The sequence below is a fragment of the Chryseobacterium sp. genome, from assembly GCF_022712095.1.
GTDB lineage: Bacteria > Bacteroidota > Bacteroidia > Flavobacteriales > Weeksellaceae > Chryseobacterium.
Window position 1 is genome coordinate 1 of the sequence record NZ_JALAHD010000037.1, and the last position, 7589, is coordinate 7589.

At 36.0% G+C, this 7589-nt stretch carries 8 protein-coding genes; all 8 read right to left on the bottom strand.

Features of this window, described 5'->3' with window-relative positions; translation table 11 throughout:
- Positions 1-391 precede the first annotated feature (391 nt).
- Entirely contained in the window at positions 392-1069 is a 678-nt protein-coding gene (locus Q0A18_RS01755; RefSeq protein ID WP_292008447.1) for a MarR family transcriptional regulator, read from the bottom strand.
- Between the two features lie 64 nt (positions 1070-1133).
- Positions 1134-2162, bottom strand: coding sequence for a ferrochelatase (hemH, locus tag Q0A18_RS01760; RefSeq protein WP_292008448.1), 1029 nt, complete (start codon positions 2160-2162; stop codon positions 1134-1136).
- A 30-nt stretch (positions 2163-2192) separates the two neighbouring features.
- On the bottom strand, positions 2193-3476 hold the full coding sequence (locus tag Q0A18_RS01765; RefSeq protein ID WP_292008449.1) for a deoxyribodipyrimidine photo-lyase: 1284 nt from the start codon (positions 3474-3476) through the stop codon (positions 2193-2195).
- Entirely contained in the window at positions 3469-4152 is a 684-nt protein-coding gene (locus Q0A18_RS01770; RefSeq protein ID WP_292008450.1) for a lycopene cyclase domain-containing protein, read from the bottom strand. Before Q0A18_RS01770 ends, Q0A18_RS01765 begins: the two co-directional genes overlap by 8 nt.
- Complete coding sequence (locus Q0A18_RS01775) at positions 4149-4601, bottom strand: sterol desaturase family protein (protein ID WP_292008451.1); 453 nt, start codon at positions 4599-4601, stop codon at positions 4149-4151. The genes Q0A18_RS01770 and Q0A18_RS01775 overlap by 4 nt, the downstream gene beginning before the upstream one ends.
- A gap of 1 nt (position 4602) precedes the next feature.
- Positions 4603-5070: an SRPBCC family protein gene (locus tag Q0A18_RS01780; protein ID WP_292008454.1), complete on the bottom strand. Its 468-nt coding sequence runs from the start codon at positions 5068-5070 to the stop codon at positions 4603-4605.
- Positions 5071-5127: 57 nt separating this feature from the next.
- Positions 5128-5964 (bottom strand): phytoene/squalene synthase family protein, encoded by an 837-nt coding sequence (locus tag Q0A18_RS01785; protein WP_292008452.1) that lies wholly within the window; start codon positions 5962-5964, stop codon positions 5128-5130.
- A gap of 1 nt (position 5965) precedes the next feature.
- A complete protein-coding gene (gene crtI, locus Q0A18_RS01790) occupies positions 5966-7456 on the bottom strand; it encodes a phytoene desaturase family protein (RefSeq protein WP_292008453.1) in 1491 nt (496 codons plus the stop codon).
- Between the last annotated feature and the right edge of the window lie 133 nt (positions 7457-7589).

Below are 7589 nucleotides of genomic sequence, written 5' to 3' on the forward strand. Positions count from 1 at the left end.
CCAAAAGAACTTTTTATTAATTAATTGATGTTTAAATGAAAATTAGATTGATATATGAAAATGAACTCGAGAAATTAAAATCAAAACTTCTGGAAAAAATATATTAGTATCCGGAAATTGCAAAAGAAATTACTGTTGATCTCAATATAGTAAATAATGAAATTAATGCTGTTAACAGTATCTCGCGACCTGAAAAACAAATACAGAAAGAGGGTAAAGATAATGTTCAGTTAGATGTAAATGATCCGGAGACGTATGAAGATGCGAACATTTATTTTTATTTATAATTACTAAAATAGTAGAATAAACTAAGAAGTCATTATGTTAATATCACTAAATTTACTCATAGAGTATGAAGCGGAAAGCTGTATATGAGTCAGTAAATTTCAAGTTATAAATCTTTAAAGGAATATTCATCGTATACTTTATCGATCAGCTGGTCAGAACTAATGTTTTTTGAAAAAATAGGATAATGGAAACGGTCCAGTTTGTTAAGAATACGTATAAGTTCCATTTTTTCTCTGTGATTAAGATTTCCCGCAACGATATAGGTAGCTTTGCGTATTTTTTCCATTTGATTTTCCAGCACCTCCAAGCCCTTTTGAGTAATACGTATTAATTTACTCCTTTTATCAAGATCAGAATCAGTCTGCTCAATAAGTCCTTGGTGTAGAAGTCGAGTAATGATCAGCATACCTGCAGGTTTATCATGAATATTTTTTTTGATAAGGGCAATTTTGGTCATCTCACCAAAAGCCTTCAGATTAATCAGATAAATAAAATCTTCCTGAGTAGAAAATTCAGAATTTATTATTGCAGACTTGGAATAGGTCTTGGCATAGCGGTTCAGATGAACGAGCAGTGTACTTATAGCGCTTTCCGGTGTTCTCCCGTTCTCTTTGCCTTCCCAATATGGCTCCTCAAGAGATTTTGTTTTTGTATTTTTCTTGTCAGAAATCCATGTTTTAAAGCCTTGGATAGTTCCCGGATACAAATCAGGACATACATGGGCTTCGTTTTCGAACTCTTGTAACAGGTCTATAAAATCTTTAATAAGTGTATAATTCATATCCTTTAAATAGTTTACAAAAATACCCAATTCTTTATGGAATTGTGGTATTATATAATTAAAACTAAAGTAAATAAAATTGATCGAGTTGTTCCTCACACAGGGTACGGATAACTTCAATCCACCTGTCTCCATCATTCAGGCAAGGAATATAGGTGAAATTTTTTCCACCAGCTTCTAGAAACTGCTTTTTTCCTTCAACGGATATTTCTTCCAGGGTTTCAAGACAGTCTGAAACAAATGCAGGGCAGACTACCGCAAGATTTTTAATTCCTTTGGCCGGAATAGTTTTTAACGTATGATCCGTATAAGGTTCTATCCATTTGTCTTTTCCCAATCTGGATTGAAAAGAAACAATAACCCTATCTTTCGGCAGTTCAAGCTTTCCGATGGTCCGTTCGGTAGTATTAAAGCACTGGTGACGATAACAAAATGAATGACCTGGAAGAGTGTCTTTGTAGCAGCAATCATTCATATTACAGGTTTTGGTGGGATCCGTTTTGTAAATATGCCTTTCGGGGACACCGTGATAGGAAAATAATAAAGCATCAAAATTTGCAGGAAGCTTCTCTCTGATGCTTTCGGCTAAACAATCGGTATACAGATCCCTGTTATAAAAAGGCTGCACATAGTTGATTCTTACATCGGGGAATTTTTTCTTTCTGATTTCTTCTGCTTTTTCAATCACAGTTTCTGTAGTACTCATGGCATATTGCGGATAAAGAGGGAAAAGTACAATTTCTCTGATCCCTTTTTCAACAAGACTCCTTATCCCTGTTTCAATACTGGGTTCAGCATATCTCATTCCGATCTCAACCGGCACCTCAACTACTTCCTGTAGCTTTCTTTGTATCTTTTTTGTGATCACAATAAGGGGAGATCCCTGCTCTGTCCATACTGTCTTATAAGCTTCCGCTGATTTTGCCGGTCTGGTTTTCAAAATAATTCCACGAACCAGCAATGATCGGAAAATCCACCGGTAATCAATTACTTTTTCATCCATCAGGAACTCATCCAGATATTCCTTTACATCTTCCACGGAAGTGGATCTCGGTGATCCAAGATTGATTAATAAAATTCCTTTTTTTGCCAATGTTATTTATTTTAGTAGTGAATAGTATGATTATTCTGCAAGTGCTTGTTGGTAAGCCTTTAATGCTCTTTCTCGAGCTTTTGTATGTTCTATAATAGGCTCTTCCATATAATCTTCAGGAAGCCAGTTCCTGATGTACTGAGAATCCTTATCAAATTTCTTGGCCTGTTCATAGGGATTAAAAATCCTGAAATAAGGAGCAGCATCACATCCACAGCCTGCTGCCCACTGCCAGTTTCCATTATTGGATGCCAGATCATAATCTAACAGTTTTTCAGCAAAATAGGCTTCTCCCCACCGCCAGTCAATGAGCAGGTATTTGGTAAGGAAACTTGCCGTAATCATTCTCACCCTGTTGTGCATAAACCCTGTTTCATTGAGCTGCCTCATCCCTGCGTCTACAATGGGATATCCTGTTTTCCCTTCACACCATGTATTAAATTCATCTTCGTTGTTTCTCCAGACTATATTTTCATATTTTTTTTTAAAGCATTGATGAACAACATGGGGAAAATGATATAGGATCTGCATAAAAAATTCTCTCCATATAAGCTCATTAAGCCAAACTTCATTATGCTTAGCAGCGTATTGTACACATTTCCGGATCGAAATGGTTCCAAAACGAAGTGCCGCCCCAAGATGGGTTGTATGATCCATTGCCGGAAAATCCCGGTACTTTCCGTAAGAATTTATGATATCTCCGTTCAGCTGAGGTTCGGTAAACTTAAGATATGTTTTCTCAAATCCGATTTCTTTCAGTGAAATGATCTCCGAAGGTCCATTATAATGGGCAAAATGAACCCGGCTTGCTGTAACGGTTTCTATGTTTTTCAGATTTGCTTTCCATTTCTTTGAGTAAGGGGTAAAAACTGTATAGGGAGAAAGGTCATTTTTAAGAATATCATTTTTTTCAAATATGACCTGATCTTTAAAATCTTTAAGCTGAATATGATGCTTCATCAGGAAATCAGCAATCTGCCGATCCCGTTTTATAGCCTGTGGTTCGTAATCCCTGTTACAGAAAACCTGTCTTACATTAAAATTCCGGATTATTTCTTTAAAGGCTTCCATGGACGTTCCGTAATAAACATACAGTCCGCTGTTGTGCTTTTTCAGTTCTTGATGAATAGACTGTAAAGCCTGGTGAATATAGTCTACCCTTATGTCATTTTTATTCTGTAGCCCATTTAGTATTTCAGTATCAAAAATAAAAACCGGAACAATCTTTAATCCTGAATGAAGCGCATGATAAAGTCCTACATTATCTTCAAGCCTGAGATCTCTTCTGAACCAAAAAATATTTACTTTATCCATGAGTTATCTTTTTAAAAAAATAAATATTAAGTAAAAACTGACTATAGCCGTAAACAGCATCTTCAACAGGAATAGTTCCCATTCTAAGGCCTAGAAAGTCATCGGGATTATAGTTAACAACAGGTGAAGGAATTAGAGATCCTGTCAGGATTCCATTCACGGCAAAAAAACCCGGCATCAAAATAAGATATACGAAACTGGCTTTTCCTATCCATTCTTTTTGGACGATAAAATGCAGATAACAAAGTGTAATTAAAGTTACGGTTACAGTAAGAAAAGTGTATATTCTTTCATGATAAAGAAGTCCTGCAACACCAAGAACAACAACAGCTATAAATACAATAAGATTATTTAGAACATCAGCCCATCCAAAAGTAAAAAACTTTTCCAGACAATAGTAAGTAAAAACGCAGGCGAACGGAATGCAGTAAAAAAACATCCATTCTTCAATAGGAAGGCCTGCTATTTTGATTCCTAAGGTATAATCAACATTAAACCACCATACTCCTTTTGCCGTGAACCATATATCCCAGATAATAAAAGGAATTGCCACAATGGTACATGATAACAGAAATTTTCCGAAAAGCTTATGGAACTGTATCCTTCTGTCAAAAGAGGCCAAAAAGCAGATGATGACTGTGAAAAAGTTAATCAGTATGTAAGTATAGGGCATCATTTTTTATTAAAATACATTTTAAAATATTTAAGAGGAACCCACAGAAAACCGAAGCATTCTCCATCCTCTTTCCCCAGATGTTTATGGTGCTGTTTATGGGCACGTCTGATTGCGAGAAAATACGGGTTCTTTGTACGGGTAAAAATCTTTGTTCTCTGATGAATAAAAATATCATGTACAAAGAAATAGGCCACTCCGTAAAGGCTTATTCCCAGACCGATAAAAAACCGATAACTGAAACCCTGCTTTACTCCCAGGTATAATAAAGCGATAGCCGGACTTGCGAAAATAAAAAAGAACAGATCATTTCTTTCAAGCTTTCCCTCGTGGCTATGATCATGATGATCCCTGTGCAGGAGCCAAAGAAAACCATGCATAATATACCGGTGAATGAGCCAGGTAGCTCCTTCCATGGAAATAAATACGCCCAAAACAATCAGAAAATTCATTTTAATTATGCTTATGGTTAAAAAGATCATTTAAAATCTTGTACCTGAAATCGAAAATATTTTTCAGTTTTTCTTTTACGAATATCTGATGGGCTATTTTTCCTAAAATCCCCATCGGAAGTTCATAATCTACAGTATCTTTCATCAATACACCATCCTCATTAGGAATGAATTCATGAAAATGATTCCACTGTTTATAAGGGCCTTCTTTCTGAAAATCTGTAAAGCTTTTATAGTCTTCTACCTGACTGATGACGGACTTCCACTTCATTGGAATTCCTAATAAAGGAGAGACTTTGTAATCTATTTCCATTCCTTTAAAAATGGGTGTATCCCCAACATCTGAAAGAACTACAAAATTCATACTTTCAGGGGTTATTTCGGATAAATTATGTGGAGAGGAAAAAAACTTCCATGCTGTTTTAATACTACAATTCAGCTGTTGTTCCCTGTATAATCTGTACATTATTTTTTATAATTTGATTGTTAAACATTCAAAAAATCATTCTCAAACCGGATCCGGCTTTCAGAAATAAGCGGATTTATAGCGGATATAGCTTTTGAACGCAACCAGCAGCTTTTGTGAATTGGCAATTCTGATTCTCTGCTGTAACATATTCTTGGAACTTGTTTTCTTAATCTTTTCAAACAGGGAAAGATAATACCTGTAGGCGAGGTATACACCGAAAGCGGAGGAACCCGGCAGCTTTTTAATTCCCTGTAAAGCTTCTTTAAATTCTTCTTCAATCTCTTTTTCAATCCGCACTTTCACTGTATTATCAAAGACTGACATATTAAGGGCAGGAAAATAAGTCCGCCCTAAAATCTGATAATCATCTTTCAAGTCCCGCAAAAAATTCACTTTCTGAAAGGCACAACCCAGTTTCATCGCAAACGGCTTAAGCTTCTCATATTGCCGTTTATTACCTTCTGTAAATATCTGCAGACACATCAGCCCCACCACTTCCGCAGATCCGTAGATATACTCTTTAAACAGTTCGGAATTATAATCAATTTTATGAAGGTCCATTTCCATGCTGTGTAAAAACTGAATGATCAGCTGCCTGTCAATATCATACTGACGAACGGTTTCCTGAAATGAATGTAAAATGGGATTGAGTGATATCCCATCTTCCAGCGCCTCATAGGTTTCCGTCTTTAATCTCTTCAGAAGTTTCTCTTTATCATAGCCATGAAAGCTGTCTACGATCTCATCTGCAAGTCGTACATAACCGTAAACAGCATAAACAGCGGGTCTGATGGATGGCTTCAATGCCAGTATTCCCAATGAAAAACTGGTACTGTATTTTTGTGTAGTGTACTTACTGACTTCGTAAGACAATTCATCAAACAATTTTTTCATATTATTTTATTTTTAGTTTACTCACTTCAGCTGCAACAATTTTCCCTGAAACTAATGAAGGGGGCACTCCTGGGCCGGGAACCGTTAACTGTCCCGTATAAAAAAGATTTCTGATCTTTCTGTTTTTTATTTTGGGTTTTAAGACCGCTGTCTGCGATAAAGTATTGGATAATCCGTAAGCATTACCTTGATAAGCGTTATAATCAGAAATAAAATCACTTACACAATAGCTTCTTTTATATTCAATTCTGGTAATTAGACCTGTTTCACCGGTATGCTTTTCAATTCTTTCAAGCATTTCCTCCAGATATTTTTCTCTTACAGGCTCCTCATCATGTATTCCAGGAGCAAGAGGTAACAGCAAAAAAAGATTTTCACAGTCTTTAGGGGCCACATCCGGATCTGTTTTGGAAGGACAACATGCATAAAAAAGTGGTTTGGAAGGCCATTCTTTATTTTTATAAATACAATCTATATGATTATCCAGCTCATTTTCAAAGAAAAGACTGTGATGTTTTAAATGAGAAATTTTCCCTTTGATTCCCAAATAGTAGATAAGACATGAAGGCGCAAAGGTCCTGTTTTTCCAATATCTCTCACTATAGTTTCTAAGGGATTGAGGTATCAGTGTTTCTGTGTGATGGTAATCTGATGAGGCAATTACGGCATCAAATTCATAAGTTGTACCATCTATTGTTATTGAAGATACCTTTCCATCTCCGGTATTGATTTTCTGTACGTCATGATTAAAGTGAAAAGTCACTCCTTGTCTTTCCGCTACTTCTTTCATAGCAAGTACAAGCTGATAAAATCCTCCCATCGGATATTTTGTTCCTAGCACATATCCTCCGTAATTCATAAGGCTGTAAAGGGCTGGAATCTGTTGTGGTGAAGCCCCAAGAAATATTACCGGAAATTCCATCAGAGATCTGAGCTTCGGATCTGCAAAATAACCTGAAACATATTTCCTGAAATTACTTAAAAGATCAAGCTTAAGAGCATTGCTCGCTATTTTTAAAGAAGCAAATTCAAGCCAGTTATAGCAAGGCTTTGTTACAAAGTCTTTCATTCCAACTTCATATTTAAATTGGGCAGACTGCATGAACTGATCATATTGTCTGGCTGCTCCGGGCTCTATTTTTTCAAATAATTCACGGATATCTTCATTTTTTTCAGGAATTGAAACTTTTCCTGTTGAAAAAACCATCTCAAACTGAGGATCTAAGGAAACCAAATTAAAAAAATCGGATACTTTACAGTCAAAATCATTGAAAAAGCCTTCGATAATATCCGGCATCCAGTACCAGCTGGGCCCCATATCAAAAACATAACCCTCATCTGTCTTAAATTGTCTTGCGCGTCCACCAGGCTGAGAATGTTTCTCAAATACATGTACTTCATTTCCATATTTTGCTGCATACGCGGCAGCAGACAGCCCGGAAAACCCAGAACCTATTACCGCAATTCTCTTTTTAAAGTTTCCTGTGTTCATGGTTATTCTTTTTTAATAGTTTTAAAAAGTGTTTTTAACATTATATCAATTCAACTTTTTATTTCTGAATTCTACTTATACAATATTCTATAAACTACTGTAAACTGCTTAGGTTCGTTACTGTATATATACA

Bases quoted from the DNA above. Each gene is read 5' to 3' on its own strand.
- Q0A18_RS01770 (WP_292008450.1), bottom strand. From the start codon at position 4,152: ATGATGCCCTATACTTACATACTGATTAACTTTTTCACAGTCATCATC.
- Q0A18_RS01775 (WP_292008451.1), bottom strand. From the start codon at position 4,601: ATGAATTTTCTGATTGTTTTGGGCGTATTTATTTCCATGGAAGGAGCT.
- crtI (WP_292008453.1), bottom strand. From the start codon at position 7,456: ATGAACACAGGAAACTTTAAAAAGAGAATTGCGGTAATAGGTTCTGGG.
- Q0A18_RS01765 (WP_292008449.1), bottom strand. From the start codon at position 3,476: ATGGATAAAGTAAATATTTTTTGGTTCAGAAGAGATCTCAGGCTTGAA.
- Q0A18_RS01785 (WP_292008452.1), bottom strand. From the start codon at position 5,964: ATGAAAAAATTGTTTGATGAATTGTCTTACGAAGTCAGTAAGTACACT.
- Q0A18_RS01755 (WP_292008447.1), bottom strand. From the start codon at position 1,069: ATGAATTATACACTTATTAAAGATTTTATAGACCTGTTACAAGAGTTC.